The organism is Indioceanicola profundi (assembly GCF_003568845.1).
GTDB classification, from domain to species: Bacteria; Pseudomonadota; Alphaproteobacteria; order Azospirillales; family Azospirillaceae; genus Indioceanicola; species Indioceanicola profundi.
In genome coordinates this window covers 2933994-2958666 of the sequence record NZ_CP030126.1, presented here as the reverse complement: position 1 = coordinate 2958666, position 24673 = coordinate 2933994, and the positions used below count along the sequence as shown (strand labels likewise).

Annotated in this window: 25 protein-coding genes; 12 read left to right on the top strand and 13 right to left on the bottom strand. The window is 68.7% G+C overall.

All coding sequences use genetic code 11. The annotated features are described in order from the left end of the window. The first annotated feature begins 97 nt into the window (after positions 1 to 97). A complete protein-coding gene (ggt, locus tag DOL89_RS14160; RefSeq protein ID WP_119679729.1) occupies positions 98 to 1870 on the top strand; it encodes a gamma-glutamyltransferase in 1773 nt (590 codons plus the stop codon). 61 nt (positions 1871 to 1931) lie between these two features. Here ggt and DOL89_RS14155 read toward each other — a convergent pair whose 3' ends face one another. After that, on the bottom strand, positions 1932 to 2279 hold the full coding sequence (locus DOL89_RS14155) for a hypothetical protein (RefSeq protein ID WP_119679728.1): 348 nt from the start codon (positions 2277 to 2279) through the stop codon (positions 1932 to 1934). A gap of 58 nt (positions 2280 to 2337) precedes the next feature. Here DOL89_RS14155 and DOL89_RS14150 point away from each other — a divergent pair, with 58 nt between their 5' ends. Both DOL89_RS14150 and DOL89_RS14145 read left to right on the top strand, forming a co-directional pair. After that, the gene (locus DOL89_RS14150; protein WP_119679727.1) at positions 2338 to 2691 is read left to right on the top strand and encodes a hypothetical protein; all 354 of its coding nucleotides are present in this window, start codon (positions 2338 to 2340) and stop codon (positions 2689 to 2691) included. Positions 2692 to 2910: 219 nt separating this feature from the next. Next, positions 2911 to 3612, top strand: coding sequence for a DUF599 domain-containing protein (locus DOL89_RS14145; RefSeq protein WP_119679726.1), 702 nt, complete (start codon positions 2911 to 2913; stop codon positions 3610 to 3612). Between the two features lie 14 nt (positions 3613 to 3626). Here the strand turns inward: DOL89_RS14145 and DOL89_RS14140 are convergent, their stop codons facing one another. Further along, positions 3627 to 3839: a DUF1289 domain-containing protein gene (locus DOL89_RS14140; protein ID WP_119679725.1), complete on the bottom strand. Its 213-nt coding sequence runs from the start codon at positions 3837 to 3839 to the stop codon at positions 3627 to 3629. A 238-nt stretch (positions 3840 to 4077) separates the two neighbouring features. Between DOL89_RS14140 and DOL89_RS14135 the strand changes: the two genes are divergently transcribed. Further along, a complete protein-coding gene (locus tag DOL89_RS14135; RefSeq protein WP_162937523.1) occupies positions 4078 to 6144 on the top strand; it encodes a PAS domain-containing sensor histidine kinase in 2067 nt (688 codons plus the stop codon). 105 nt (positions 6145 to 6249) lie between these two features. Here DOL89_RS14135 and DOL89_RS14130 read toward each other — a convergent pair whose 3' ends face one another. Together DOL89_RS14130 and DOL89_RS14125 are read right to left on the bottom strand one after the other, a co-directional pair. Continuing rightward, on the bottom strand, positions 6250 to 6912 hold the full coding sequence (locus DOL89_RS14130) for a bactofilin family protein (protein WP_119679723.1): 663 nt from the start codon (positions 6910 to 6912) through the stop codon (positions 6250 to 6252). Between the two features lie 73 nt (positions 6913 to 6985). Further along, positions 6986 to 7603 (bottom strand): EI24 domain-containing protein, encoded by a 618-nt coding sequence (locus DOL89_RS14125; RefSeq protein ID WP_404813466.1) that lies wholly within the window; start codon positions 7601 to 7603, stop codon positions 6986 to 6988. 192 nt (positions 7604 to 7795) lie between these two features. On the opposite strand from DOL89_RS14125, the gene DOL89_RS14120 reads away from it, so the two are divergent. Continuing rightward, positions 7796 to 8782, top strand: a complete 987-nt coding sequence (locus DOL89_RS14120; RefSeq protein ID WP_205574590.1) for an adenosine kinase — start codon at positions 7796 to 7798, stop codon at positions 8780 to 8782. 52 nt (positions 8783 to 8834) lie between these two features. Here DOL89_RS14120 and DOL89_RS14115 read toward each other — a convergent pair whose 3' ends face one another. Then, the gene (locus DOL89_RS14115; RefSeq protein ID WP_119679721.1) at positions 8835 to 9359 is read right to left on the bottom strand and encodes an FxsA family protein; all 525 of its coding nucleotides are present in this window, start codon (positions 9357 to 9359) and stop codon (positions 8835 to 8837) included. 224 nt (positions 9360 to 9583) lie between these two features. Here DOL89_RS14115 and DOL89_RS14110 point away from each other — a divergent pair, with 224 nt between their 5' ends. Continuing rightward, complete coding sequence (locus tag DOL89_RS14110; RefSeq protein WP_119679720.1) at positions 9584 to 10282, top strand: Tim44/TimA family putative adaptor protein; 699 nt, start codon at positions 9584 to 9586, stop codon at positions 10280 to 10282. A gap of 43 nt (positions 10283 to 10325) precedes the next feature. After that, positions 10326 to 11507, top strand: a complete 1182-nt coding sequence (gene mltA, locus DOL89_RS14105; protein ID WP_119679719.1) for a murein transglycosylase A — start codon at positions 10326 to 10328, stop codon at positions 11505 to 11507. 115 nt (positions 11508 to 11622) lie between these two features. Here mltA and DOL89_RS14100 read toward each other — a convergent pair whose 3' ends face one another. The 4 genes from DOL89_RS14100 to DOL89_RS14085 all read right to left on the bottom strand — a co-directional run bounded on the left by DOL89_RS14100 (position 11623) and on the right by DOL89_RS14085 (position 15032). Continuing rightward, on the bottom strand, positions 11623 to 12285 hold the full coding sequence (locus DOL89_RS14100) for a LysE family translocator (protein WP_225889809.1): 663 nt from the start codon (positions 12283 to 12285) through the stop codon (positions 11623 to 11625). Between the two features lie 131 nt (positions 12286 to 12416). Further along, positions 12417 to 13808, bottom strand: coding sequence for an aminotransferase-like domain-containing protein (locus tag DOL89_RS14095; RefSeq protein WP_119679718.1), 1392 nt, complete (start codon positions 13806 to 13808; stop codon positions 12417 to 12419). Between the two features lie 61 nt (positions 13809 to 13869). Beyond that, a complete protein-coding gene (locus tag DOL89_RS14090) occupies positions 13870 to 14274 on the bottom strand; it encodes a DUF983 domain-containing protein (RefSeq protein WP_119679717.1) in 405 nt (134 codons plus the stop codon). A gap of 119 nt (positions 14275 to 14393) precedes the next feature. Beyond that, positions 14394 to 15032: an alpha-ketoglutarate-dependent dioxygenase AlkB family protein gene (locus tag DOL89_RS14085; protein WP_225889808.1), complete on the bottom strand. Its 639-nt coding sequence runs from the start codon at positions 15030 to 15032 to the stop codon at positions 14394 to 14396. A gap of 170 nt (positions 15033 to 15202) precedes the next feature. Between DOL89_RS14085 and DOL89_RS14080 the strand changes: the two genes are divergently transcribed. Continuing rightward, a complete protein-coding gene (locus DOL89_RS14080) occupies positions 15203 to 16306 on the top strand; it encodes a hypothetical protein (protein WP_119679715.1) in 1104 nt (367 codons plus the stop codon). 166 nt (positions 16307 to 16472) lie between these two features. Here the strand turns inward: DOL89_RS14080 and DOL89_RS14075 are convergent, their stop codons facing one another. Further along, entirely contained in the window at positions 16473 to 16679 is a 207-nt protein-coding gene (locus DOL89_RS14075) for a hypothetical protein (RefSeq protein ID WP_119679714.1), read from the bottom strand. Between the two features lie 567 nt (positions 16680 to 17246). Between DOL89_RS14075 and dnaK the strand changes: the two genes are divergently transcribed. Beyond that, positions 17247 to 19169 carry a molecular chaperone DnaK gene (gene dnaK, locus DOL89_RS14070; protein ID WP_119679713.1) on the top strand — a complete coding sequence of 641 codons (1923 nt, stop codon included), beginning with the start codon at positions 17247 to 17249 and terminating at the stop codon, positions 19167 to 19169. A gap of 212 nt (positions 19170 to 19381) precedes the next feature. After that, positions 19382 to 20533 (top strand): molecular chaperone DnaJ, encoded by a 1152-nt coding sequence (gene dnaJ / locus DOL89_RS14065; RefSeq protein WP_119679712.1) that lies wholly within the window; start codon positions 19382 to 19384, stop codon positions 20531 to 20533. An 87-nt stretch (positions 20534 to 20620) separates the two neighbouring features. Here the strand turns inward: dnaJ and DOL89_RS24940 are convergent, their stop codons facing one another. The 3 genes from DOL89_RS24940 to znuC form a co-directional block, all read right to left on the bottom strand. Next, positions 20621 to 20797, bottom strand: coding sequence for a hypothetical protein (locus DOL89_RS24940; protein ID WP_162937522.1), 177 nt, complete (start codon positions 20795 to 20797; stop codon positions 20621 to 20623). A gap of 241 nt (positions 20798 to 21038) precedes the next feature. Beyond that, on the bottom strand, positions 21039 to 21881 hold the full coding sequence (locus DOL89_RS14060) for a metal ABC transporter permease (RefSeq protein ID WP_225889807.1): 843 nt from the start codon (positions 21879 to 21881) through the stop codon (positions 21039 to 21041). Next, entirely contained in the window at positions 21823 to 22692 is an 870-nt protein-coding gene (gene znuC / locus DOL89_RS14055; RefSeq protein WP_119679711.1) for a zinc ABC transporter ATP-binding protein ZnuC, read from the bottom strand. Before znuC ends, DOL89_RS14060 begins: the two co-directional genes overlap by 59 nt. Before the next feature lie 140 nt (positions 22693 to 22832). Here znuC and DOL89_RS14050 point away from each other — a divergent pair, with 140 nt between their 5' ends. Continuing rightward, on the top strand, positions 22833 to 23792 hold the full coding sequence (locus DOL89_RS14050; protein WP_119679710.1) for a zinc ABC transporter substrate-binding protein: 960 nt from the start codon (positions 22833 to 22835) through the stop codon (positions 23790 to 23792). A 76-nt stretch (positions 23793 to 23868) separates the two neighbouring features. Further along, positions 23869 to 24669, top strand: coding sequence for a 4-hydroxy-tetrahydrodipicolinate reductase (dapB, locus tag DOL89_RS14045; RefSeq protein ID WP_119679709.1), 801 nt, complete (start codon positions 23869 to 23871; stop codon positions 24667 to 24669). Positions 24670 to 24673 lie beyond the last annotated feature (4 nt).

The window sequence follows — 24673 nt, the reverse complement described above, 5'->3', positions numbered from 1 at the left end:
CGCCGGCTTCGGACCTTAGAACCGTAACAACCACGCGCGGGAAGGCCCGCGCCGACCGCCAGGGACCGGCAACCGTGACTGGGAAGGCTGAAGATACATGCGCAAGAAGATCGGAGCGTTGCTGATGGCAGCGGCAACGGCCATGAGTTTCTCTGCACAGATCGCCGGTGCGGCGGAACCGATCATCCCCCAGCCCGGCCGCGGCGACCGGCTGGTCGGGCAGAACTTCGCCGGGCGCAGCGAGATCATTGCCAAGAACGGCATGGCCGCGACCAGCCAGCCCCTGGCGACGCAGGTGGCCATCGATATCCTGAAGCAGGGCGGCAGCGCCATCGATGCCGCCATTGCCGCCAACTCCACCCTCGGCTTGGTGGAGCCGACCGGCAACGGCATGGGCGGCGACCTCTTCGCCATCATCTGGGACCCCAAGACCCAGAAGCTGTACGCCTATAACGGCTCCGGCCGGTCGCCCAAGGGGCAGACGCTGGAACAGTTGATGGTCCGGCTGAAGGAGAAGAACACCGAGACGATCCCCAGCTTCGGCTCCCTGCCGGTGACGGTGCCGGGGGCGGTGGATGGCTGGTTCGCCTTGCATGAGCGCTTCGGCAAGCTGCCCATGGACCAGGTGCTGGCCCCGGCCATCGCCTATGCCCGCGACGGCTTCCCCCTTTCCCCCTTCATCGCCAAGGGCTGGGCGCGGAACATCACCCGCCTGCTGGAACATCCGGATGTGGAGGAGAAGGAGAACGCCCGCAGGACCTACACCAAGGACGGGGTGCCGCCGGTGGCGGGGCAGATCTGGACCAACCCCGATCTGGCGAACACGTTGGAGAAGCTGGCCAAGGGCGGGCGCGACGCGTTCTACAAGGGCGAGGTGGCGAAGACCCTCGACGCCTACATGAAGCGCATCGGCGGCCCGCTGCGCTATGAGGATCTGGCCAGCCACCAGGGCGAATGGGTGGACCCGGTCAGCACGAACTATCGCGGCTACGATGTCTGGCAGATCCCGCCCAACGGGCAGGGCATCGCCACGCTCCAGATCCTGAACCTGATCGAGGGCTTCGACCTCAAGGCGATGGGCCACAATTCGGCGGACATGATCCATTTGATGGTGGAGGCGAAGAAGCTGGCCTTCGCCGACCGCTCCCGCTGGTACGCCGACCAGCAGTTCGTGAAGGTCCCGGTCGCCCGCCTGATCGGCAAGGAATATGCGGATGAGCGCCGCAAACTGATCTCCATGGAGAAGGCCGCGACCAACATCCAGGCCGGCCCCATGCCGGAAAGCCACGACACCATCTTCCTGACCACCGCCGACAAGGACGGCATGATGGTCAGCCTGATCCAGTCCAACTACCGCGGCATGGGCACCGGGCTGGTGGCGGACGGGCTGGGCTTCATGCTCCAGGACCGGGGAGAGCAGTTCGCCCTCGATCCCGAGCATCCGAACGTCTATGCGCCCGGCAAGCGGCCCTTCCACACCATCATCCCCGGCTTCGTCACCAAGGACGGCAAGCCCTGGCTGTCCTATGGCGTGATGGGCGGGGCGATGCAGCCCCAGGGCCATGTCCAGGTGCTGGTGAACATGATCGACTTCGGCATGAATGTGCAGGAGGCCGGGGACGCCGCCCGCTGGCAGCATGACGGCAGCGCCGAACCCACCGGCGCCCCGGAGAACCCGCCGGGCGGCGAGCTGTGGCTGGAATATGGCGTCGCGCCGGAGGTGCTGGAGGCGCTCAAGGCCCGCGGCCACAATGCGAGCTTCCGCCAGACCCATTACGGCAGCTACGAGGCCATCCAGCGCGATCCTGCCAACGGCGTCTATCACGGCGGCACGGAGATGCGCGTGGACGGGCACGCGGCCGGGTACTGAGCCCGTATCCCATCCTGTCCGGGAAAGAGAAGGGGCGCGGCCGTGGCTGCGCCCCTTTTTCTTAGAAGACGATCCAGAGCAGGACCAGCACCGCCAGCGCGATCAGGCCCCAGGTCATCCAGCGGGTGCCGCCGATGCCGGTGGACGCCGCGGCGGTGTTGGAGGCGGCGGCCGTGGTGGACCCGGTGGAGGTTGCTCCCGCCCGGTCGTAGCTCGGCGTCGGGTTGGCGGCCATGTTCGGCGTGGTGACGTCCGGCCTGGGCGCTGCGGCCGCGGGCCGGGTCGTCTCATGATAGCGGCCGGTCTCCGCCTCCGGCGCCGGGCCGGTATGGGCGACGGTGCGGGGGAAGCCTGCGGACACGGCGCCCGGCCGTTCCGCCCCGGTCCCCAGCCTGCTGGCCCCCTCCATATCGCCGTCCCGCGGGGCCGTGGTCCCGGGGGATGCGGTACTGGCGGAAGAGGCGCCGATGGATGCAGCCGGGTTCGGCGTCGGCGTGCCCGCCGGGGCGGCGGAGGCCGACATGGGGCGGGTGGCGGCATTCATGTCGCCGGTCGTCCCGGCGGTGGGACCTGCAGTGCTGCCGGTCATTCCGGTCTTGCCGTCGGAGGTGCTGGCTCCCATGCTGCCGGCCGTGCTTCCATCCGGAGCAAAGGGCGTCTCGCCGGCGGCGAAGGGCGCGCCGCCGGAGCCGCCGTCGGCGGCGGGCCGGCCCAGGCCGGTGGGCGGCGTGGTGCCGCCGCGGTCGATCTCCGGCCCGCTTCCCTCCCGCGCGGCGGTGCCGCGCGCCGTCTCCGGCGTGGTCGGGGCATGGTGCGGTTGATGTCGCGCGCAGCATCGCTGCGGGGCGCGTCGGAGCGGGGGGTATCGGTGCGGTCGGTCTCGCGGTTGGACTCCGGGGCTGTGCTGCGGCGTTCATTGTCCATGGGTGAACCTCTCTCAGGTGGACGGGTCCTTCCCCTTTCGGCAACATCGCCCCGCGGGTGAAGTTCCGCCCCACGCCCGCCCCGCCCGACCTCCACACAAACCGGTGCCCTTCGCCATGCTCTCCCAGCTGACCGTTCCCGACCTCATTGCGCTTGGCTGGTTCTTCGCGGCCTGGGTGGTGCACGGGCTGCTGGTGGAGCGGGGCTGGTTCGGGCTGGTCAGCCTGAACGCCCACATGTACCAGGTGCGGCGGGTCTGGATGCGGAACCTGCTGCGCCGGGAAAACCGGATCATGGACAGCCAGTTGATCGGCCACCTGATCACCTCGGTCGCCTTCTTCGCCTCCACCACCACCCTGATGCTGGCCGGCGTGCTGGGCGTCCTGGCCTCGGCCGAGAACGCGCACGCCGTGGTCGTCGACCTCGGCTACACCATGACCACGAGCCGCGCCCAGTTCGAGATGAAGGTGCTGATGATCGGCGGCGTCTTCATATACGCCTTCTTCGCCTTCACGTGGTCGCTGCGGCAGTTCAACTACAGCCTGGCCCTGATGGGCGCGGCCCCGCTCGAACACGCGCCGGAGATGGACGCGCTGGCCGACCATGCGGCACAGGTGATGTCGCTGGCGGTGCGGGCCTTCAACAGCGGCATCCGATGCTATTACTACGCCTTCGCCAGCCTGGGCTGGTTCGTCAGCCCCTGGGTGTTCATGGGGTTCGTGACATTGGTGACGGCGGTGCTTCTGCTGCGGCAGTTCGGCTCCCGCGCCATGTCCTCCGTGCGTCATTTCAGCGCCGTGACCCGACTGCCGGAATAATCATCCGCGGCCCCTCAGCGGCGGAACAGGCTTCCCTTCCCGCGGCGGCCGGGCAGCTCGGCCAGGACAGCGCGCTTGGCGTCCGCCGACATGGTGCTCCAGCCGGCAATCTCATCCAGCGTGCGCAGGCATCCCGTGCAGGTCCCGGTCGCCGGGTCCAGCCGGCACTCCCGCACACAGGGGCTTCTTACATATTCCTCGGGATCGCTGGCCGCGGGGTCCCTCATGATGCGGTCTCCGGCGGATCGGCTCCTGCCGATATGGGAAAACCGGCCCTGCCCAAACAAGCGGAAAAATTGTACATCCGATACGTTAGTATGCTCTAATGTTGATGGGCTGGTAGGGAATTCGTGGAAGAATGGGGTCGGAGGGTCGTCGTGTCCAGAGGGGGGCGCGTCGACCCAGCTTGATCCTTTGTTCAAATGCTGTTCATATCGAACGTATGAGACGGGTGTGGTGGAGCGGATGACCCAGCCTGCGGACCAGGGCGGCCGGAACCTGCAACGTGCGTCGTTGCGGATCGCCCTCGCCGTGGGCGCGATCGGCGTCGTCTGCTCGCTGGCGCTGGGCGCCGTGGTGCATCATGCGGCCGGCAGGCTGGATGCGGCCCGGATGGTCGGCCGGACCGACATGGCGGCCGACCGCGTCCAACTCCGTCTGCGCGGGCTGGAGACGGGGCTGGCCGCCTCGGCCGCCTATCTCGGCAGCATCGCCGGCGGCAGGCAGCCCGACCCGGCGGAGCTGGAGGGATTCGGCCGCTTCGCCGAGCAGACCGTGATGCGCGCGGATGGGGTGAAGACCCTGGCCCTGCTGCGTGACGGCTGGCTGGACCCTGTGGCCGGCGCCGCCACCGATGCCATCACGCCGCGCCTGCTGGATGCACTGCGCGCCGCCGCGCCGGGCGGGTCCGGCCTGTCGGCCACGCTTTCGCACAACGGATCGCTGCTGGCGCTGGGCGGCCGGGTGAACGGGCTGGAGCTGGTGTTGCTGGCCGATGCCGCGCGGGTGTTCGACGCCGCCTTGCCCGGTACGGCGGCGGGGGAAGCTTTCATGCCGTGGCGGACGGTTTCCGTCCTGCCCCCTGGCGCTGCGGAGCCGGAGGGCGGGAACCAACTGGTCCGGCCGGTCGATATCGACGGCCAGCCATGGCGGCTGGTGTTCACCGCCGATCCGGCGGATGGCCGCATTCCGCGCTGGGAGGCACTGGCGGTGGTGTGCTTCGGCCTCGCCTTGAGCCTGCTGACCGCCGCCCATGCCCACGGCGTCCACCGCCGCACGCGGGAGAAGGCGGAGCTGGCCACGCGGCTGGAAGTCACCAATGCCGAGCTGCGCCGCCGCATCGCCGAGCGGGAGCGCTTCGCCGAGGTGGTGCGGGAGAGCGAGCGCCGGTTCCGCGATATCTATGAGAATGCGCTGGAAGGCATCTTCACCACCTCCCCCCAGGGGCGCTTCATCTCCGCCAACCCGGCCATGGTCCGCATGCTGGGCTACGAGACGGAGCAGGACCTGATCGACGCGGTGGAGGATACCAGCCGGCAGCTTTACGTGAACCCGGCCCGTCGGGCGGAGTTCGCCCGCCGCGTCACCCAGGACGGCACGATCCACGATTTCGAGGCGGAGATCCGGCGCAAGGACGGTTCCACCCTCTGGCTCAGCATGACGGCGCGGCTGCTGCGGGAAGGCGGGCTGCCCGATGGCGCCGTGTTGGCCTTCCAGGGCACCGCCCAGGACGTCACCGCCCGCCGCCGGGCGGAGGAGGCGCTGCGCCTCGCCAAGGAGCAGGCGGACCTTGCCAATCGCGCGAAGACCGAGTTCCTGGCCAATATGAGCCATGAGCTGCGCACGCCGCTGAACGCCATCATCGGCTTCTCCGAGATCATCGGCGACCAGGCGCTGGGCCCGATGCAGAACGAGGCTTATGCCGAGTACGCCCGCGACATCCATGAAAGCGGGCGGATGCTGCTGGACCTGATCAACGACATCCTGGACCTGTCCAAGATCGAAGCCGGCCGCAAGGAGATCAACGAGCGCACGGTGGACGTGCCGCGGCTGGTCCGCGCCAGCATGCGGCTGGTGCGGGAACGGGCGCTGAAGGGCTCCATCGATCTACGGGCCGAGCTGCCGGACGGGCTGCCGCCGGTCTGGGCGGACGAGGTGGCGCTGAAGCAGATCCTGTCCAACCTGCTGTCCAACGCGGTGAAGTTCACCCCGCCGGGGGGCACGGTCACCGCCGGGGCGGCGATGGAGCCGGACGGACGGCTGGTGCTGACGGTGCGTGACACCGGCATCGGCATCAAGGCGGAGGATATCCCCAAGGCGCTGGAGCCGTTCCGCCAGATCGAGGGCTCGCTCGCCCGCTCCACCGGCGGGGTCGGGTTGGGGCTGCCGCTGGTCCAGGCTCTGGTGGAGCTGCATGACGGCGAGTTCGGGCTGGAGAGCGAGCCCGGCGTCGGTACGGTCACCCGCGTCTGGCTGCCGGCCGACCGGCTGCGCCTCACCCCAGGCTTGCCGCCGATGCGCGCCAGCGTCTGACGCGGGCGGCCCCTCGAAGCCCGCACCCCTCGAAGCCCACATACGAAAAGCCCCGCCGCCGGTCTCCCGGGGCGGGGCTTTTGTCGTCCAGCAGGCGCTGGAGGCTTACTCGGCGGCTTCGGCGCGGACGGCCGGCTTGCCGGACAGCACCTCGATGGAGCCGGAGAGCTGGCCGCCCTGCTCCACCTCGAGGGTGCCGTAGCGGATGTTGCCCTGGATCTTGCCGGTGCCGCGGACGCGCAGCGTGCCCTTCACCGTGATGTCGCCCTCGAAGCGACCGCCGATATCGGCGTCGTCGATCTCCACCGAGCCCTTGAACAGGCCGGTGTCGGCGATCTCGATGATCTTGCCCTCGCGCAGCTTGGCCTCGACCGTGCCCTCGACCACCAGCACGTCGCAGGCGGCGATCTCACCCGACAGGGAGATGTCGCGGCCGACGATCAGCTTGCGCATGTCCGCCGACTGGGCGGCATTGCCCTCGGTCCCGGTGGGGGCGACCCGCTTCGGCGCCTGGCCGGGGATATCGACCACGCGGCGCGGAATGGCGCTGCCGGCGTTGGGAGCAAGCGGATTGCCGGCCGAGGGGGTGGCGGGCTGCGACGGGGTGGTGTTCATGGACGGCCTCACGGTGGGGTCGGGGGACTTGTCGGCAAGCGGGGAGCGGGTGTCGGACGCCGGCTCCGCCGGGCGGGCCTGGGTGGTCGGTGCCGGATCGGCAGCAGTGGTGCTGCCGGTCGGGCCGGCTGGCGGGTTACGGCGTCGGAACATGGCGGTCAGCCCCCAAGATGATTGGTACAGCGAAAGAGCGCATCGTCGCTCAAACCGGCATGCCTTCCGGGTATCATGCAGCTCCCGGAGGCGGCAAGCCCCGGCGCATATCCTCGAAGATATGAACCATGAAGGCGGCCGCGACGACTGGGATCAATAGATTCACGATCGGCAGGGTGGAAAGAAAGGCAATAATCACTCCGGCCACAAAAAGTCCCAGCGAACCTTCCGACCTTAGGTACCTCATCCGGTCGGGATCGAGTCTTCTGGCCGCCACAAGTTCGTAGTACTCCCTTCCAAGGAGGTATCCATTGACACTGTAGTAGGCCAACTGTCCCGCGACCGGGATCAGATACAGCGGCAGCACGAGAAGATTGAGGACGAGAACCAGAAGGAAGAATTTGGCGGCATTCCAGAGCGCCTCCAGCGTCGTCTGGTCGCGGGCGGGCCCCAAGCCCGGATACCAGCGCCGCTCGACCGCGTGCACCACCCCGTCCAGCATGAAGGAGGAGATGGTCAGCACCACGGCCGGGAACATCACCCAGGCCAGCGCCACCGCGGCCAGCCCGCCCAGAATGTCCGCCGCCCACTCCATCCAGCTCGTCTCGAAGATCGCCGTGTGGCTGATGAGCCAGGCGCAGGCGGCCAGCAGCACCAGAAAGAGAAACAAGGCGGACAGGATGGACCGCACCACGGTTCCACTGACGGCTGGATCGGTAAGCTGGTCGAAGGCACGGAAAAGACTGGTCAGCATGCAGGCGTCCGGGGGCCGTACGCGCGTCATTGCGCTCACCGCCATCTGGTCACAAGCGCGTGCTTGCCGCAAGACCGCGCATGCCGGTACAAGGCGGCACAACCTATCCATTGGTAGAGGAGCAGCGCCTTGGCGGCTAAGTTCGATGTGGTCGGGATCGGGAATGCGATCGTCGACGTGATTTCGCAGACAACCGACGAGTTCCTGGCGCAGAACGGGCTGGTCAAGAGCGGCATGGCCCTGATCGATACCGCACAGGCCGAGGCGCTGTACGCCAAGATGGGACCGGGGCTGGAGATGTCCGGCGGGTCAGCCGGCAACACCATGGCCGGCATCGCCGTGCTGGGCGGCAAGGGCGCCTTCATCGGCAAGGTCGCCAACGACCAGCTGGGCGGGGTGTACCGGCACGACATCCGCGCGGTGGGCGTGACCTTCGACACGCCGGACCTGACGGACGGGACGCCCACGGGCCGTTGCCTGATCCTGGTGACGCCCGACGGGCACCGCACCATGAACACCTTCCTGGGCGCCTGCCAGCAGCTCACCCCCGACGACATCGACGACGACACCATCCGGGACAGCCAGGTCACCTATCTGGAAGGCTATCTCTGGGACCCGCCGCCGGCGAAAGAGGCGTTCCTGAAGGCCGCCCGGATCGCGCACGAGGCCGGCCGCAAGGTGTCGCTGTCCCTGTCCGACGCCTTCTGCGTCCACCGCCACCATGAAAGCTTCCTGGATCTGGTGGCCGGGCACGTCGACATCCTGTTCGCCAACGAGACCGAAATCTGCGCCCTGTACGGCACCGACTTCGACGGCGCGCTACGGGCCGTACGCGGCCATTGCGAGACCGCCGTGCTGACCCGCAGCGAGAAGGGCGCCGTCGTGCTGTCGGGGGACGACATCGTCGCCGTCCCGGCCGAGCCGGTGGAGAAGGTGGTGGATACGACAGGGGCAGGCGACCTGTTCGCCGCCGGTTTCCTGCACGGCTACACCACGGGCCGCGACCTTGCGACCTGCGCCCGTCTCGGCGCCATCTCCGCGGCGGAGATCATCAGCCACTACGGCGCCCGTGCGCAGGTGGATCTGAAGACGCTGGCGGCGAAGAAGCTGGGCTGACGTCGCGGTTCGAGCAGACGGCCTCCTCTCCCCGCCGGGGAGGGGAGGACGGCTAGTCCCGCTGCGGCGGACGCCAGCGGTTGTCGGGGGGCGGCAACTCCTCCGGGCCGCGCTCATCGGCGGGGCGGACCTCCCGGTACTCGCCCTCGATCACCTCGGGACCGCGGTAGCGGGGCTGGCTGTCCCCGCGCCATTCGTAGCCGCCGCCCCTGCGCACATCCGCTGCGGTCCGCACCTTGATATGCGCCCGGCCATAGGCCCAGCTCCGCACCGGCGGCAGGAACAGCAGCACGCCGATGATGTCGGTCAGGAAGCCCGGCACGATCAGCAGAACACCGGCCAGCGCCAGGCAGATGCCGTCGAACACCTCCCGCACCGGCGGCTCGCCCTGGTTCATGCGCGCCTGGGCCCGGCGCAGCGTGTCGAAGCCCTGACGCCGCAACAGCAGGATGCCTGCCATCCCGGTCAGCAGGATCAGCGCCAAGGTGCTGAACACCCCGATCTCCCCGCCGACGATCACGAAACCCGCGATCTCGATCAGCGGAAGGAGAAGCAGGATGGGAAGGAAGAGACGCATGGCCGTCCTTGCTCTTTCTCTGTCTACAGCCTATGTAACCGGGACACGGTTGGACAATCGGGCGTGGCCCGGAACGCGCGGCGGCCCCTGCGGTTACAAGTGGTGATCGCCGCACCGGGTTGAAGGGGAGCCATCGCACCAGTCCCCGCGGCCGATCGGCCCGATTGGCATTTTTTCCATGGTTGCGCGCCATCGGGGCGTCAGCCGCACCGGCAGGCAGGCTTATGGGTGGAGACAACTTCTTCCTGGACATACTGATCTTTGCCATGGTGGCAGCCTTCCTTGTGTACCGACTGCGCGGCGTTCTCGGCCGCCGGCACGGGGAGGAGCGCCAGAGGCCGAACCCGCTGGCTCCGCGGCCGCAGAACCGGCAGGGCCAGCCCCAGGAAAGCGACAATGTCGTCCCGCTGCCCGACCGCAACCGCCCGCCGCGGGCGGACGAGCCGCCGGAATTCAGCGGCCCCGTCTCCCTGGAGGAGGGGCTGCGGCGCATCCACGCCACCGACTCCAGCTTCAATGAGCGTCATTTCCTACAAGGTGCGCGCGCCGCGTTCGAGATGATCGTGCGGGCCTTCGCCGACGGCGACACCGCCACGTTGCGCCCGCTGCTGGCCGACGACGTCTATGACCGCTTCGCCGAGGCGATCCGCCAGCGCACCGCCGCCGGCGACACGCTGGAGACCCGCATCGAGAAGTTCGAGAGCGTCGATCTGGCCGAGGCGCGGATGGAGGGCAATGTCGCCTTCTGCACCGTGCGCTTCACCACGCATCAGGTAAATGTCACCGTGGATGCCGAGGGCAATGTGGTAGACGGCGACCCGGATGAGCCGGCGGAGGTCATCGACCTCTGGACCTTCAGCCGCAATGTGCGGTCCGGCAATCCGAACTGGCTGCTGACGGAAACCCGTTCCGCCCAGATCTAAGGCCGGTTCCGCCACCACCCACGACGCCCGGATTTCCCGACCCATGCGCCGGACCCTGACCCTTGCCCTTACCGGGCTGGCCCTGTTGGGGCTGGCCGCCTGCTCGCCCCGCCCGCCGGAGGAGCCGCCGGCCCCGAAGCTGGTTCTGTCTCCCGCCGATTTCGGCGACCTGCCGGGCTGGCGCACCGACCGCCACGCCGAGGCCATTCCCGCCTTCGTCCGGTCCTGCGACCGGCTGGTCCGCCAGCCGGCGGACCGGACGCTGGGCCCCGACGGGGCCATGGGCGCCATCGCCGACTGGATCGAACCCTGCCGCGCCCTGAAGGCGCTGCCGGCCGGCAACGATGCCGCCGCCCGCGCCTATTTCGAGCAGTGGTTCCGCCCTATGCTGGCCAGCGACAATGGCGAGGCCGAGGGGCTGTTCACCGGCTATTACGAGGCCAGCCTGCGCGGCAGCCGCACCCGCAAGGGTCCCTTCCAGACGCCGCTGCGCCGCCGCCCCGCCGATCTGGTCATGGTGGACCTCGGCGAGTTCCGCCCCTCCCTGAAGGGGGAGCGGGTGGCCGGCCGGGTGGTGGATGGCCGCCTGCGCCCCTATGAGGACCGCGCCGCCATCGAAGCCGGAAAGCTGCCCGAAAAGGGGCTGGAGCTGGTCTGGGTGGACGATCCGGTGGATGCCTTCTTCCTGCACATCCAGGGCTCCGGCCGGGTGCTGATGGAGGATGGGACGGAGCTGCGTGTCGGCTATGACGCCCAGAACGGCCATTCCTATTTCGCCATCGGCCGCGAGCTGGTGGCGCGCGGCATCCTCTCCAAGGAAGAGGTCTCCATGCAGTCCATCCGGGCCTGGCTGGAGGCGAATCCGGGCGAGGCGGATGCGGTGATGAACAAGAACCCGTCCTACGTCTTCTTCCGCTTGCTGGAGGGGGAGGGGCCGATCGGGGCGCAGGGCGTGCCGCTGACGCCCGGCCGCTCCCTGGCCGTGGACCGCAGCTTCGTCGCCTATGGCACGCCGCTGTGGCTGGAGGCGGAGGACCCGCTGGACGGCAAGGCCAGCATCCGCCGGCTGATGGTGGCCCAGGATACGGGCGGGGCCATCCGCGGGCCCGTGCGCGGCGACGTCTTCTGGGGCCACGGCCCGGATGCGGAGCTGCGCGCCGGCAAGATGAGGAGCAAGGGCCGTTACTGGCTGCTGATCCCGCGCACGGCGCAGCCGGTGGGCTGATCCCGCCCACCCCGGAAGCGGCAACCGGGCGTCACAAAGTGGTTGGGGTTGGAACCCGGTCCGCCTCACAGCGGCCGGCTGCTTCCGGCCCTGGGCGGATATTGCGCCCGATGGATCAGTTCGCAGGGCGCTTGGCCAGAGCCAGACCGATGCCCAGCGCGATCATCGCGGTTCCCGATCCCTGTCGCAGGCGACGGATCAACGCGGGACGTGCAGCCGCGCCATCCCGGATGCCGCTCGCCGCGAAAGCGACCACGATGTCGGCAACGGTGTTCAGCGCAACCGATACGAAGCCGAGCATCACAAACTGCAGTGCCACATGACCCTCGGCCGGGTTCACGAACTGCGGAACGAAGGCAAGGAAGAAGGCTGCCGTCTTCGGGTTCAGCGCTTCGACCAGCACGCCTTCACGAAACGCCCGCTTCGGCCCGATCGGCGGTGCCGCCAATCCGCCATCCAAACCTGCCACCGCGTCCCGGCGGGCTGACTGGACAGTACGAAAGCCGATCCAGATCAGATAACCGGCACCGATCAGCTTCAGGGCGGTGAACAGTTCCGCGCTTGTCAGCACGACGGCGGAGACGCCCAGGCTGCCTGCAAGGACGTGGACCATGCCCCCCAACCCGGTGCCGAAGCTGGAAGCCACGCCTTCCGCGCGACCGCCGGCAAGGGTACGGGCAGCGACGTAGAAAATGCCTGGACCGGGCGTGATGGCGAGAACCAAAGCCGCGGCGAAGTACAGGGCGAATTGGGCGAGGTCTGGCATGGCATCAAGCATTTATAGCATCGCGGGCCCGCTGCCCAGGCTGAACAGCCTGTCGCGTTGCTGCCGGCTCGCAAGACCACGGACGCTGTGAGGCGTCGACCAGGAGCAGGCCCTGGAACATACCAGAGTGATCCGGAACCGCCCTAGACCACTTCCGCGGCGTGCGCCTGCTGCTCCAGCGTTGCTGCGATGCGGCCCAAGGCGGAGGTCAGGACCTGCCGGTCCGGAGCGGCGCCGAGGGAGATGCGCAGGGCCTCCGGCCCCGGCCCGCCCACGGCGAAAACCGGGCCGGGCACCACGGCCAGACCGGCCCGGCGCACCTGTTCGGCAAAGGCCACGGCGCTCCAGGCCGGGGGCAGGCGCATCCAGACATGGTGCCCTTCGGGGTGGGCGGAGATCAGCTCCGCCGGCAGGGCCGCCGCCGCCAGACGCTGCCGCTCCCGGCTCTCCTCCCGGATCGCCGCCACCATCGCAATGGCGGTGCCGTCCTGGACCCAGCGGGTCGCCACGGCGGCCGACAAGGGCGGGGCCATCTGCGCCGTGGCCCGCAACGCCGTCCGCGCCCGGCCGGCGCTGCGCTCGTCCGGGGCGGCCACATAGGCGATGCGCAGGCCGGGGAAGAGGCATTTCGACAGGGTGGAGACGTACCAGCTCAGCTCCGGCGCGAAGGCGGCGATGGGCGGGAGCGGTGCGGCGGGCAGCAGGCCATAGGCATCGTCCTCGACGATGGGCAGCCCGTGCCGGCGCGCGACTGCCGCCACAGCCTGCCGGCGGGCCGGCGTCATGGTGGCCGTGGTGGGGTTCTGGATGGTGGGGATGCAGTACAGCGCCTTCGGCCGCAGGCGGATACAGGCCTCCTCCAGCGCCTCGGGCAGCAGCCCCTCTGCATCCATGGGCAGGCCGTGCAGGCGGATGCCGGTCTGGGCGGCGGCGGCCCGGATGCCGGGATAGGTGAACTGCTCCGTCAGGACCGTGTCTCCGGCCCCGGCCAGCGTGGTCAGCAGCGCCATCAGCGCCGCCTGCGCTCCCGCCGCCATCAGCACCCGGTCGGGGGTGACGCCGGGCAGCAGCGGGGCCAGCCATGCCGCCCCGGCAGCCTGTTCCGCCCGGCTGCCGCCGCTGGGATGGTAGCTCAACAGGCGGGCGGATTCCGGGCGGCGCAGCGCCGCCGCCATGGCCCGCAACAGGGTGGCCTGGATGGATGCCGCGGCCGGCTGCGGCGGCATGTTCATGGACAGATCCACCTCGGCCGGGGCGGCCGTGGCGGGCTGGCGCGGCTCGCAGACGAAGGTGCCGCGGCCCACGGACGCATCGACCAGCCCCCGCCGCCGCGCCTCGGCATAGGCCCGCGTCACGGTGGTGAGGTCGATGTCCAGCCGCGCCGCTAGGAAGCGGTGCGTGGGCAGCCGCTGGCCGGGGACCAGAATGCCGGCCGCGATGTCCGCCTCCAGCGCCTCGACGATGGACAGGTAGATCGGACCGGACCCTGCCGGGACCGCCGGAACCCACTCGGCTGGCGGCGTGCTCCTCCTCATGGCGCTTCCCCTGGCGGAACCGGTTCTATTTGTATGGAATGTACAAGGACCGGACAAGCCGTCACGGCCGGCCCGCAGGTCCGTCGCCGGTCTCGTCGAGCCGCGCCTGTTCCGCCTTGTTCATGTACTGGGAGCAGACGAGCCACCCCTTGATCGGCCGCAGCAGGGCGCAGCAGGAGCCGATGATCAGCCCGATGGTCAGCAGCATGTTCAGCCACAGCGGTATGCCGACGGCCAGCTCCAGCCAGGCGGCGAAGCCCACGACCGGGAAGCTGGCGATGGACATGGCGAAGAAGGCCGGACCGTCCGCCGGATCGGCGAAGGAGTAGTCCAGCCCGCACACCTCGCAATGGTCCGCCAGGGCCAGGAATCCGTTGAAGATGTGCCCCTTCTGGCAACGGGGGCAGCGCCCCAGGATGCCCAACCCGATGGGGGTCTGCCAGAAGTTCGCCCGTTCGGTCGCCATGCCGCGCCTCGATTGTAGGGATGATCAGCGGCTCGATATGTATGGAACGTAAGGCCGCTTGGCTAGCCATACAAACTGAATGGCTGGCATCCGGGGGCGGCTGCGGCGGCGGGCCGCACCTAGCGGGGTCGCGTCACCCGCCGGAGGGTCAGGTTGATGCGCCCGCCGCCGGGGATCAGGGCGGAGGTGCCGGGCAGGATGCGGTCGACGCCGTGGTAGAAGGTCCGGGCCTCGCCCGCGAACACCATCACGGTGCCGCTCTGCACCACGAAGGTGCGGGCGGGATCGCCGCGCCGCCGCCCGCCGAGCCGGAACATGGCGGCATCGCCCAGCGACACGCTCAGGATCGGGGCGTCGAACGCCTCCTCATCCTGGTCCCGGTGCATTCCCAGCTTGGCGCCGACGCCCTGATAGAGGTTGATCAGGCAGCATTCCGGCGGGGCGGGATAGTCGGTCAGCTCGCGCCACAGCGCCAGCAGCAGGTCCGGGATCGGGGGCCAGGGAAGGCCGGTGCGCAGATGGGCCGGGCTGTAGCGGTAGCCGGACCGGTCGGAGACCCAGCCCAGGGGTCCCGCATTGGTCATGTCGATGGAGAGCGGCCGGCCGGTGCCGGGCATCACGAACCGGTCGAAGGGCGCGGCCTCCCCGATCCTCTCCACCTCGGCCAGCAGGCGGCGCTGCGCGGCCTCGTCCAGCCGGTCCGGCAGATAGCGGAATCCGGTCTCCGTACCGACGACCCTGGCGCTGTGCGGCTCCACCAGCTGGATACCCCTCTTGATAGCGTATTTGCGAAGTTCGGCGGAATCCGGCCGTTTCAGCCGCTTTCCGGCCCTTCCAGGCACAGATGGGGCGCATGCCGCCAGGGAAAAGTGGGCAATCTCGGGGAGGATCATGGACTCGCGCGCTCCGGACGCCTAGATTCCGCTTCATGTGGGATGAAGCCTTCGAAACCGATACGGCCATGGACTGGGCCCCCGTCGCCCTCAGGGGCGGGGTGGCGCGGCTCCGCGTGCCCGCAGACTGGCAGCGCATCTCGCGCGATGACGGCGGGCTTGCCTATCAATCGCCGGGCGAGAACCCGGTGGACCTGCTGGTGTCCGTCACCACCTACCGCAACCCCTACGGCGTCTCCGCCGACGAGGCGATCCAGTATCTGGACCGGGAGAATGTGCTGCCCCGCGGCATCAGCCCGTCCGGCGACGATGACGACCTCGACCGCCGTTGGATTGCCTATGCCGTGGCGCAGCCTCCCGACCGGCAGATCTTCGTCTGGAAGGTGGCGGAGTTCTCACCCCCCGACCATGTCCGCGTTGTCACCCTGCAGCTCCATGTGCCGGAGATCAGCGAGGCTCAGCCGGAGCTGGCCGACCTGATCGACCGGCTGGGCGAGGAAGCCGCCCGGGTGGAATTCAGCGACGGCGACCCGGTGTCGGAGCCGGTGCAGCGCGTCACCATGCGCAATGTCGGCCATGGCGACCTGGTCCGTTTCCGCCTGCCCTGGGACTGGCAGTCCGAGCCGGATGGCGAACTGACCATGTTCTTCCGCGATGCGCCGGGCACCGGCACGTTGCGGGTGGCCGTCCATGCCTTCCCCTATGACGGGCGCGAGCGCGTCGCGCAGGAGGATGGCGCGGACGGAGAGGAGGAGGATGACGGCGACGACGCGCTGAGCCTGCTGGACGGGCTGGACCCGGAGGCGGAGATCGCCGCCCGGGTGGTGCTGCGCCAGACGGCCGAACAGTTCGCCGACGGCCCGGACGGCCGGGTGGGCGAGGGCAGCGTGGAATGGCTGCCCGATGGCGAGGTGATGGCCCGCTTCTCCACCGATGGCGAGGAGGATGGGGAGAAGCTGCGCTTCCACCTCTGGCTCCGCGGTTCGGTGGCCGATGGCCAGACCACGCTCGCGCTCTTCTCCTATGCGGTCGGCGTGGACAAGCGCGACAGCGAGATCGAGAAGGCCACCATCGGCATGCTGGAATGCGAAATCCGCTCCGCCATCGTCGGGCCGGGCGCGGAAGAAGCCGAAGACTGAATATCGGGGCCCGAGCGGCGGGGCATTGGTCGGTCACGCACTGCGTGGCCGACTTTCTCATGTCCGTTTCATGCCCGGAACCTGACGCAGCACTTGCACCTGCCGGACTCGCCGGCGGCGGGCCTCTGCCCGACCGGCCTTTCCCGGTCTCCGTGGCAGGCTGGCGTCAGCAGCTGCCCGCAGGGCGGGTATGCATCAGCTCGTCCATCAGGGTTTCGGCGCCGCGCGCGGTGCGGGCTGCATCCTCGGCCGCCAGGGAGGCGATGCCGATGAAGTGGGCCAGTTCCGACAGGCTGCTTTCCTTCGCATCGCTGGCCAGCCTGTCCAGGCAGCGCTTGATGGCGATGGCAACGTCCCGCCGACGATCCGACATGGTCCACTCCGCAGCAACGGGCTGCCCTCATCCCCCGGGCCGGCCCGAATTTTCCCATAGGATGGAAGATATCCGAGTCTTTAGTCGTAGGATAGAATAAAATCGCATCCAAATTCCGCAACTCGCAATTGATGCGAGCCTCGCAAGAGAACTGAAAGCTGAGTAAACCTGTTTGCGTTACCCTTCGCTGCATTGGTGAAGGTTTGATTACTTATCCTGTTAACACGGGGTTAACTCGATACTGTTGCGGCAGGATCGAATACAATGGTGTGCAAGCCAAACAGATGCGGTCGGGCAGGCGGGGAGCCGCCGCTTCCGGTGCGGGCCGGGGCTGGGACCATTTGGTGCGTAGCGGCACAGGCCGGTTGCAGCGCCCCTCGGACCTTCCTATATCTCCCTGCGGCGCAAGGGCCGTTTCCGGGATGGCGCCCGCCGGGCTTGGGCGGGTGGTTTACGGGGCGGCTTCGGCGTCCTATCTGATGCGATCTGAAACCGATCTGGGGGATCGCGGCGGTGCCGGAACATGAGCAGGGCCGTCGCGCGTCTGCCGTAACCAAGAGGTAGAGCATGAGCAAGGTCATCGGGATCGACTTGGGCACCACCAACTCTTGCGTGGCCATCATGGAAGGCACGCAGGCCAAGGTGATCGAGAATGCGGAAGGTACCCGCACCACCCCGTCGATGGTTGCCTTCACGCAGAGCGGGGAGCGGCTCGTCGGTCAGCCGGCCAAGCGCCAGGCGGTGACGAACCCCGAGAATACCCTGTTCGCGATCAAGCGCCTGATCGGGCGTCGTTACGAGGACCCGCTGACCCAGAAGGACAAGGGCCTCGTTCCTTACAAGATCGTGTCCGGCGGCAATGGCGACGCCTGGGTGGAAGCCCAGGGTGAGAAGTACAGCCCCAGCCAGATCAGCGCCTTCATCCTGCAGAAGATGAAGGAGACGGCGGAGAACTATCTGGGTGAGAAGGTCACCCAGGCGGTCATCACCGTTCCGGCCTACTTCAACGACAGCCAGCGCCAGGCCACCAAGGACGCCGGCAAGATCGCCGGCCTGGAAGTGCTGCGCATCATCAACGAGCCGACGGCCGCCGCGCTCGCCTACGGCATGGAGCGCAAGGGCAGCGGCACCATCGCGGTCTACGATCTCGGCGGCGGCACCTTCGACATCTCCATCCTGGAGATCGGCGACGGCGTCTTCGAGGTGAAGTCCACCAACGGCGACACCTTCCTGGGCGGTGAGGATTTCGACGCCAAGATCATCGACTACCTGGCCGAGGAGTTCCAGAAGGAGCAGGGCATCGACCTGCGCAAGGACCGCCTCGCCCTCCAGCGCCTGAAAGAGGCTGCGGAGAAGGCGAAGATCGAGCTGTCCAGCTCGATGCAGACCGAGGTGAACCTGCCCTTCATCACCGCCGACGCGTCCGGCCCGAAGCACCTGAACATCAAGCTGACCCGCGCCAAGCTCGAGGCGCTGGTGGATGAGCTGATCCGCCGCACCGTCGGCCCCTGCCAGGCGGCGCTGAAGGATGCCGGGCTGAAGGCCAGCGAGGTGGACGAGGTGATCCTGGTCGGCGGCATGACCCGCATGCCCAAGGTCATCGAGACCGTGAAGCAGATCTTCGGCAAGGAGCCGAACCGCGGCGTCAACCCGGACGAGGTTGTGGCCATCGGCGCCGCCATCCAGGGCGGCGTGCTCAAGGGCGAGGTGAAGGACGTCCTGCTGCTGGACGTGACCCCGCTGAGCCTGGGCATCGAGACGCTGGGCGGCGTGTTCACCCGGCTGATCGACCGCAACACCACGATCCCGACCAAGAAGTCCCAGACCTTCTCCACCGCCGAGGACAACCAGTCCGCGGTCACCATCCGGGTCTTCCAGGGTGAGCGCGAGATGGCGGCGGACAACAAGCTGCTGGGCCAGTTCGACCTGATCGGCATTCCCGCCGCCCCGCGCGGCGTGCCGCAGATCGAGGTGACCTTCGACATCGACGCCAACGGTCTGGTCAATGTCTCCGCCAAGGACAAGGCGACGGGCAAGGAGCAGAACATCCGCATCCAGGCGTCCGGCGGCCTGTCCGACGCCGACATCGAGAAGATGGTGAAGGATGCCGAGGCGCATGCCGCCGAGGACAAGAAGCGCAAGGAGCTGGTCGAGGCGAAGAACCACGCCGACGGCCTGATCCACACCACCGAGCGCACCCTGTCGGAGAGCGGCGACAAGATCGCCCCGGCCGACAAGACCGCGGTCGAGGGCGCCATCGCCGAGCTGCGGGAAGCCCTGAACGGCGATGATCCCGCCGTCATCAAGACCAAGACCGACGCCCTGGCCCAGGCGGCCATGAAGCTGGGCGAGGCCCTCTACAAGGCCAATGAGGCCGGCGGCGATGCCGGTGCGGCCGGCGGCGAGGGTCCGACCGACACGGCCGGCGGCGACAAGGTGGTGGACGCCGACTTCGAGGAAGTCGACGACGACCGCAAGAAGTCGGCCTGACCGGGGCTGGCTGAGCCATGACGAAGGCGTCGTCCCGTTCCGCGGGTTTCCCGGACGGGGCGGCGCCATCGGCGAAGGACCGCCCCTGTCCTGGCACCAGGATGGGGGCGGTTTCATTTCATGTGCCTCCGGGCTCCCGCCCGACAATGTTCAACGTGCCTGCGGGCCTTCGCCCGTCCGGGCGGTAGCGCGGCCAGGGAAGCAGAACCGCCATGTCGAAGCGCGACTATTACGAAATCCTCGGCGTCCAGAAGGGCGCCAGCGCGGACGAGCTGAAAAAGGCCTATCGCAAGCTCGCCATGCAGTACCACCCGGACCGCAACCAGGGTGACAAGTCGGCCGAGGTGAAGTTCAAGGAAATCAACGAGGCCTATGACGTCCTCAAGGACGAGCAGAAGCGCGCCGCCTACGACCGCTTCGGCCACGCCGCCTTCGAAGGCGGGCGCGGGCCGGGCGGCATGGGCGCTGGCGCCGGCCCCGGCGGCTTCGATTTCGGCGCCGGCTTCGCCGACATCTTCGACGAGATGTTCGGGGAGTTCATGGGCGGCCGCGGCCGGCCCGGCCAGGCCAACAACCGTGGCGCCGACCTGCGCTACAATCTCGAGATCACGCTGGAGGACGCGTTCCGCGGAACCGCCTCCACCATCCAGGTGCCCACCTCCGTCCAGTGCGACCACTGCAACGGCAGCGGTGCGGAGAATGGCAGCCAGCCCATCACCTGCCCGACCTGTAGCGGGATCGGCAAGGTGCGGGCGCAGCAGGGCTTCTTCACCATCGAGCGGACCTGCCCCGGTTGCGGCGGGGCCGGCCGGGTGATCAAGGACCCCTGCCGCAGCTGCGGCGGCCAGGGACGCGTCCGCAAGGAAAAGACGCTCAGCGTCAACATCCCGGCGGGCGTGGAGGACGGCACCCGCATCCGCCTAGCCGGGGAAGGCGAGGCGGGGCTGCGCGGCGGTACGCCGGGCGACCTCTACATCTTCCTTGCGCTCGCCCCGCACCAGTTCTTCCAGCGCGATGGGGCCAACCTGCATTGCCGGGTGCCGATCCCGATGACGGCGGCGGCGCTCGGCGGTCAGGTGGAGGTGCCCACCATCGACGGCAACCGCGCCCGGATCACCATTCCAGCCGGAACCCAGACCGGGGCGCAGTTCCGCCTGAAGGGCAAGGGCATGAGCGTGCTGCGCAGCCCGGCCCGCGGCGACCTCTATATCCAGGTGATGGTGGAAACGCCGGTCAACCTGACCAAGAAGCAGCAGGAGCTGCTGAAGGAGTTTGAGAAGGCCGGCAAAGCCGACGGACACCATCCCGAATCGGAAGGCTTCTTCGCCAAGGTGAAGGAGCTGTGGACGGACCTGACGGAATAATCGGGTCCGTCAGGTCCGGAGCGTCACGTCCCCGGCGGCCCGCCGGTCACCCGCTGGTCGCTGGAACCGGAGATGCGGCGGACGGGCTCAGCAGCCCGTTCCGCCCGTCCGCTCCGCCGCCATCTGCATGGCAAGCGCCCGGCGCGTGGCGGCATCGGCCAGTTCGAACCAGGCCAGCCGTGCCACCCGGATGCTGGGCGGATCATCGCCGGTCGGGCGCTGCGCATCGTGCGGATCGTCCATCGGGCTTTGCCTGTCGAGCATGCCAGTCCCCATATCGAGATCGCTGTAAACCTCGCATGAACAGATTGGAGCCCGAGGCTCCATTTGCATAGACATTTCTCGGTGATTTTAGGGATATGCATGTGACTTTTCGTCCGCGCACCATATCTGGTGGCGATGGCGGTCCGGCCGCGTAGAAGGCCCGGCTTTGCCGCGCACCCCCCAGCGCGGGACGTACTGGCGGGAGCGGTTCCGTCGCGCGACTCGGGAATCCCGGCTCCGCTCAGGCCGTACGCGCCCGGGGCAGCAGATGGCTCACGACGAACAGCCCGGCCGCGGACACCACGATGCTGGGACCCGTCGGCATGTCGGCATAGAGCGACAGGGCAAGCCCGGACAGCACCGCCAGCGCGCCAAGCACTGCCCCGATCAGGGCCATGGCCTCCGGATTGGGGGCGAAGCGGCGGGCCGTGGCGGCGGGGATGATCAGAAGGCTGGTGACCAGCAGGATGCCAACGATCTTCATGGAGATTGCGATGGTGCCGGCGATCAGCAGCATGAATCCCATCCGGACCCAGCGCACCGGCACCCCCTCCACCCGCGCCAGATCCTCATCCACCGTCAGGGCGATCAGCCTGCGCCAGATCACGGCCAGGGCTGCCAGCACCAGCGCGCCGCCGCCCCAGATCCAGGCCAGATCCGTCGCCGTCACCGACAGCACGTCGCCGAACAGATAGGCCAGCAGATCGACCCGCACCGCCTCCATCAGCGCCAGCGCCACCAGCCCCAGCGACAAGGTGGAGTGGGAGACGATGCCCAGAAGCGTGTCCGTGGCCAGCCGCCGCTGCTCCTGCAACAGGGTCAGCGCCACGGCGATGCCGACGCAGACCAGGGCAACGCCGGTATTCAGGTCCAGTCCGAACAGGAAACCCAACGCGATGCCCAGAAGGGCGGAATGGGCCAGCGTGTCGCCGAAATAGGCCATGCGCCGCCACACCACCACGCATCCCAGCGGTCCCGTCACCAGTGCCAGCCCGATGCCGCCCAGCAGGGCGCGGACCAGGAAATCATCCAGCATGGCGGCTCTCTTGATGGTGATGATGGGCATGGCCGTGCGTATGGTCATGCCCGTGCCCATGGCTGCAATCGTGGTTGTGCTCATGCCCCAGCGGCACGGCGCAGCCATCGGCGGCGTGGGCGTGGTCGTGCATGTGGTGATAGACGGCCAGCGCCTCGGCATGCCGGCCGAACAGCGCCATGTATTCCGGATGCCGGCTCACATGCTCCGGCTTTCCATGGCAGCAGACATGGCGGTTCAGGCAGACCACCGTGTCGGTGCGGGCCATCACCAGGTGAAGATCGTGGCTGACCATCAGCACGCCGCAGCCGCGCCGCCGGCGGATGTCGCCGATCAGCTCGAACAGGGCGATCTGCCCGTGCACATCCACCGCCTGCACCGGTTCGTCCAACACCAGCAGGTCCGGCCGGCGCAGCAGGGCGCGGGCCAACAGCACACGCTGCATCTCCCCGCCCGACAGGCTCTGCACCGCGCTGTTCACCGTATGCGCCGCTCCCACCTCGGCCAGCGCCTGTTCCATCTCGCCGGGGCCGGTCCTGCCCCACAGGGACAGGAAGCGCCTCACCGTCAACGGCAGGGCGGCATCCACTGTGATCCGCTGGGGCATGTAGCCGATATTCAGGCCGGGTTGGCGGCGCACCGTGCCGGCCGCTGGCTTCACCAGCCCCAGCATGGCCTTCACCAGCGTGGACTTGCCCGCCCCGTTGGGACCGATCAGGGTCACGATCTCCCCCGGACCTACGGCCAGATCCACGCTCTCCACCGCCGTCCGTCCGCCATAGCGCACGGTCAGACCCTCTGCCGCCAATAGCGGGGCGGCGGCTTTTGCCGCCGGGGCCGGGTGGTGGTGATTGGGCATGCTGGAACTCCGCTCCGGCGGATGCGCCGCGGGCGGCATCCTGTCCGTAAAACCAATCCCCTTGACATACGTTATAATATAACGCTTCACAAGGGGCCGCTGTGCACCGGCCCCATGCCCGAATCGTCCGGAGTTCCGCCATGCCGATCCGTCTCGCCCCGCTCCTGGCCCTGCCGCTGTTGGCGGGATTTCTGCTGGCCGGGCCGGCGCGGGCCGAAGCGCCGCCGCCGGACGTGGTGGTCACGGTAAAGCCGCTGCACTCCCTGACCGCCGCCGTGATGCAGGGCATCGGCACGCCGCATCTGCTGGTCCGCGGCGCGGCCAGCCCGCATGCCTTCTCCCTGAAGCCGTCCGATGCGCGGGCGCTTGACGGGGCGGAACTGGTGGTCTGGGTCGGCCCGCCGCTGGAGGCATTCCTGGAACGGCCGCTGACCAGTCTGGCGGGCGACGCCGACATCCTGACCCTGGCCGACGTTCCGGGGATGGAGCTGGCGCAGAACCGTGTGGGCGATGCCTGGGGCGGCGGCGGTCACGGCCACGACCATGCCGCGCACGGGACGGATCATCACCACCAGGCGGGCGAGGTGGATGGGCATATCTGGCTGGACCCGCACAATGCCAAGCGCATCGTGGCTGCTGTCGCCGACGCCCTGGTCCGGATCGATCCCGCCCGCGCCGACACCTACCGGGCCAACGCGCAGGACGCGGCCGAACGGCTCGACACGCTGGACCGGGAGATGGCGGCGAATCTGGAACCGGTGAAGGACCGGCCCTTCGTCACCTTCCACGATGCCTACCAGTATCTGGAGCGGCGCTACGGGCTGAACGCCGTGGGCGCCATCACCGTCAGCCCCGACCAGCGTCCCGGCGCCCGCCATGTGGCGGAGCTGCGCAACCGCATCAGGACGCTTCAGGCCGCCTGCGTCTTCGCCGAGCCGCAGTTCGAGCCGGCGCTGGTCCGCACCGTGGCGGAAGGCACCGATGCCCGCACCGGCGTGCTGGACCCGGAGGGGGCGAACCTGACGGAGGGGCCGGATCTGTATTTCGAGCTGATGCGCTCCAATGCCGGCGCGCTGGCGGAGTGTCTTGCCGGTTCCTGACCGGCCCGCCCCCATCTCGCGGACCGGCGCTTTCTATGCTAAGGGAGCGCGCATGACAGGTCTGGAGAGGGGCGCCATGCGGATCGGGATCGTTGGCTGTGCCGGGCGGATGGGGCGGATGCTGCTGCGGGAAGTGGCTGTCCTGCCCATGGCGGAGCTGTCGGGCGGCACCGACCGGCCCGGCGGATATGAGATCGGCACCGATCTGGGCACCTTGGCCGGGCTGGACCCGATCGGCGTCACCGTGGGCGACAATCCCGACATGCTGTTCGGCGCCAGCGACGTGGTGATCGATTTCACCACCCCCACCGCCACCGTGGGCCATGCCGGGCTGGCGGCCCGCCACGGGGCGGCGCTGGTGGTCGGCACCACCGGGCTCAGCGCACCGCAGATGGATGTGCTTCGCGATGCCGGGACGAAGGTGCCTGTGGTCCAGGCCGCGAATATGAGCCTGGGCGTCAACCTGCTGCTGGGCCTCGTCAAGCGGGTGTCGGCGGCGTTGGAGGCGTCCGACTGGGATATCGAGATCGTGGAGATGCACCACCGCCACAAGGTGGACGCCCCCAGCGGCACCGCCCTCGCCCTCGGCCGGGCGGCGGCGGAAGGGCGCGGCGTGGATCTGGATGCGGTCAAGGAAACGGTGCGCGACGGCCATACCGGCCCGCGCCAGCCCGGCGACATCGGCTTCGCCACCCTGCGCGGCGGCGATGTGGTGGGCGACCATACGGTCGTCTTCGCCGGGGCGGGGGAGCGGCTGGAGCTGACCCACAAGGCCGGCGACCGCGCCATCTTCGCCAAGGGCGCCGTCCGCGCCGCCCTCTGGGCCGCCAACCAGAAGCCCGGCTTCTACGGGATGGAGGATGTGCTGGGGCTTTGATTCA

Coding starts and splice junctions, on each gene's coding strand:
- ggt (WP_119679729.1), top strand. CDS start 98: ATGCGCAAGAAGATCGGAGCGTTGCTGATGGCAGCGGCAACGGCCATG.
- DOL89_RS14155 (WP_119679728.1), bottom strand. CDS start 2,279: ATGGAGGGGGCCAGCAGGCTGGGGACCGGGGCGGAACGGCCGGGCGCC.
- DOL89_RS14150 (WP_119679727.1), top strand. CDS start 2,338: ATGGATGCAGCCGGGTTCGGCGTCGGCGTGCCCGCCGGGGCGGCGGAG.
- DOL89_RS14145 (WP_119679726.1), top strand. CDS start 2,911: ATGCTCTCCCAGCTGACCGTTCCCGACCTCATTGCGCTTGGCTGGTTC.
- DOL89_RS14140 (WP_119679725.1), bottom strand. CDS start 3,839: ATGAGGGACCCCGCGGCCAGCGATCCCGAGGAATATGTAAGAAGCCCC.
- DOL89_RS14135 (WP_162937523.1), top strand. CDS start 4,078: ATGACCCAGCCTGCGGACCAGGGCGGCCGGAACCTGCAACGTGCGTCG.
- DOL89_RS14130 (WP_119679723.1), bottom strand. CDS start 6,912: ATGTTCCGACGCCGTAACCCGCCAGCCGGCCCGACCGGCAGCACCACT.
- DOL89_RS14115 (WP_119679721.1), bottom strand. CDS start 9,359: ATGCGTCTCTTCCTTCCCATCCTGCTTCTCCTTCCGCTGATCGAGATC.
- DOL89_RS14110 (WP_119679720.1), top strand. CDS start 9,584: ATGGGTGGAGACAACTTCTTCCTGGACATACTGATCTTTGCCATGGTG.
- mltA (WP_119679719.1), top strand. CDS start 10,326: ATGCGCCGGACCCTGACCCTTGCCCTTACCGGGCTGGCCCTGTTGGGG.
- DOL89_RS14100 (WP_225889809.1), bottom strand. CDS start 12,285: ATGCTTGATGCCATGCCAGACCTCGCCCAATTCGCCCTGTACTTCGCC.
- DOL89_RS14095 (WP_119679718.1), bottom strand. CDS start 13,808: ATGAGGAGGAGCACGCCGCCAGCCGAGTGGGTTCCGGCGGTCCCGGCA.
- DOL89_RS14090 (WP_119679717.1), bottom strand. CDS start 14,274: ATGGCGACCGAACGGGCGAACTTCTGGCAGACCCCCATCGGGTTGGGC.
- DOL89_RS14080 (WP_119679715.1), top strand. CDS start 15,203: ATGTGGGATGAAGCCTTCGAAACCGATACGGCCATGGACTGGGCCCCC.
- DOL89_RS14075 (WP_119679714.1), bottom strand. CDS start 16,679: ATGTCGGATCGTCGGCGGGACGTTGCCATCGCCATCAAGCGCTGCCTG.
- dnaK (WP_119679713.1), top strand. CDS start 17,247: ATGAGCAAGGTCATCGGGATCGACTTGGGCACCACCAACTCTTGCGTG.
- dnaJ (WP_119679712.1), top strand. CDS start 19,382: ATGTCGAAGCGCGACTATTACGAAATCCTCGGCGTCCAGAAGGGCGCC.
- DOL89_RS24940 (WP_162937522.1), bottom strand. CDS start 20,797: ATGCTCGACAGGCAAAGCCCGATGGACGATCCGCACGATGCGCAGCGC.
- DOL89_RS14060 (WP_225889807.1), bottom strand. CDS start 21,881: ATGACCATACGCACGGCCATGCCCATCATCACCATCAAGAGAGCCGCC.
- znuC (WP_119679711.1), bottom strand. CDS start 22,692: ATGCCCAATCACCACCACCCGGCCCCGGCGGCAAAAGCCGCCGCCCCG.
- DOL89_RS14050 (WP_119679710.1), top strand. CDS start 22,833: ATGCCGATCCGTCTCGCCCCGCTCCTGGCCCTGCCGCTGTTGGCGGGA.
- dapB (WP_119679709.1), top strand. CDS start 23,869: ATGCGGATCGGGATCGTTGGCTGTGCCGGGCGGATGGGGCGGATGCTG.